The sequence below is a fragment of the Ilumatobacter sp. genome, assembly GCF_041688325.1.
Classification (GTDB): domain Bacteria; phylum Actinomycetota; class Acidimicrobiia; order Acidimicrobiales; family Ilumatobacteraceae; genus Ilumatobacter_A.
Genome location: NZ_JBDNIJ010000052.1, coordinates 1 through 1,563, shown reverse-complemented (window position 1 = coordinate 1,563; position 1,563 = coordinate 1). Strand labels below are relative to the sequence as shown.

Here is a 1,563-nt window from a genome sequence, read left to right as displayed (position 1 = left end):
GACATCTTCATCGCGAGGAGATCATCGAGCGCCACAACAGGGATGGAGGTGCCGTCGTGAACCATGTCGATGTGGCGGTCGGCGACATCGCGGTAAGAGATCGAGAGCTTGCCGTCTGGTCCGCGTGCAGACAGCAGCACGTCGACTCGACCGGCGTTGGTTTCCCAACGAGTTGAGGTGCCTCGGAGGTCTGCGGAGTCGAGGTGCCTGTCCACACCGAGCGAGCCGAGCGCAGAGGCGAGGCGTTCGAGGTTTTCGAGGCTGCCGGGAGCAAGGACGTCGAGGTCGAAGGTGGCGCGGTTCGAGCCGTACAGCAACGCGGCGATGCCGCCGATCATGACGTACTCGACGCCGTGACTGTTGAGCGTGTCGACGAACGACTTGATGTTCGGAGGGGTGCGCTCAGGCTCGTTCGGCACGGTGCGCAGCCCGACGGCGTTCTACCTCGGACGGGCTCAAGTCGCGACCAGTAACAGCGTCCTGCACTCCGATGTCATCAAGCCGAGGCGGTTTCGCCGCGGAAAGACGTTGCTCTACACGACTCCATTGGTCATCGGTGAGGTGCACCGTGGTTGCCACGACATCATTCTACCCAGTACCAGCTGGTACGTCACAGGCTCAGGGGATGACCATGAGTCGCTGGTCGAGAACCCGTGCACCGAGGCGCTTCGTGAACAGCTCAACGAGGGAGTCGGATCGTTCGGCGAATGTCTCCTCATCTTCGTCGAATGTATAGGCGTAGCCGACGACGAATATCGCGTCGCGAAGCGACTGAGCGACGACCTCGTCGAGGAGCAGCAGGCCGTACCGGTTACCTCGATGCTCGCCAGGGGTGTGGAGTTCGCTGAGCACAACGAAGCGGCCGTTGTCGGCACCGCGTTGGCTGGCGTTCTGCTGGAGTGCTTCGCAAAGACGTTCATACTCGAACTGCAGAACCTCACCGACATCGCACAGATCCTGGGAGACACTGTCCATTGCCAACATCCACTCGGGATCGCTGATCGGGTCGTCGTGGCTCAACAGGTTTTGGTGCGATCCGTCCACGGTGCGGCGGGTGCTGGCACGCCGTGAGCTGGTGTTCCATCCCGCCAAACGGACCACGAGATCAGAGAAACGGCCGATTCCGGAATGGATCGAACAGGTCCCGAACAGGATCTGGATCTACGACACCACCCACTGGTCGAGGCTGGACGCGGCGACGACCGCAATCAACGATGTGGTGTCGAAGAAGTGGCTTGGCGAGATCACCTCCCACGACGAAACCTCCATCCAGGTCCAAGCCGTGTTCACCCGGGCGTTGCATGACGAAGGGCTTCTGGATCAGATCGAGGAACTCGCCGCCAGCGGCGAGACGATGTCGCTCGACCCCGACGATGACCGGCTGCCGGTCTTGTTGGTGATGTCGGATAACGGTCCCCAGATGACGTCGGGGTCGACACGCGAGTTCATGGCACTCTGCTGGCTTGCGACCCACTACGGGCGGCCCGGCACCCCGACCGACCAAGCACAGATGGCACTGTTGCGTTGGTCGATCGGAGGGCGCGTCGCACCGGTGTGGCGTCT

2 protein-coding genes and 1 pseudogene are annotated in these 1,563 nt (G+C 62.1%); 1 reads left to right on the top strand and 2 read right to left on the bottom strand.

The window, feature by feature from the left end; all coding sequences use genetic code 11:
• Together ACH2EI_RS04055 and ACH2EI_RS04050 are read right to left on the bottom strand one after the other, a co-directional pair.
• On the bottom strand, nucleotides 1-419 hold a 419-nt coding region (locus ACH2EI_RS04055), incomplete at its 3' end, for a nucleotidyl transferase AbiEii/AbiGii toxin family protein (protein WP_395159196.1).
• A gap of 199 nt (nucleotides 420-618) precedes the next feature.
• Nucleotides 619-1,020, bottom strand: coding sequence for a hypothetical protein (locus tag ACH2EI_RS04050; RefSeq protein ID WP_395159194.1), 402 nt, complete (start codon nucleotides 1,018-1,020; stop codon nucleotides 619-621).
• A gap of 34 nt (nucleotides 1,021-1,054) precedes the next feature.
• Between ACH2EI_RS04050 and ACH2EI_RS04045 the strand changes: the two are divergent.
• A pseudogene (locus ACH2EI_RS04045) lies at nucleotides 1,055-1,563 on the top strand (hypothetical protein); the annotation flags it as partial.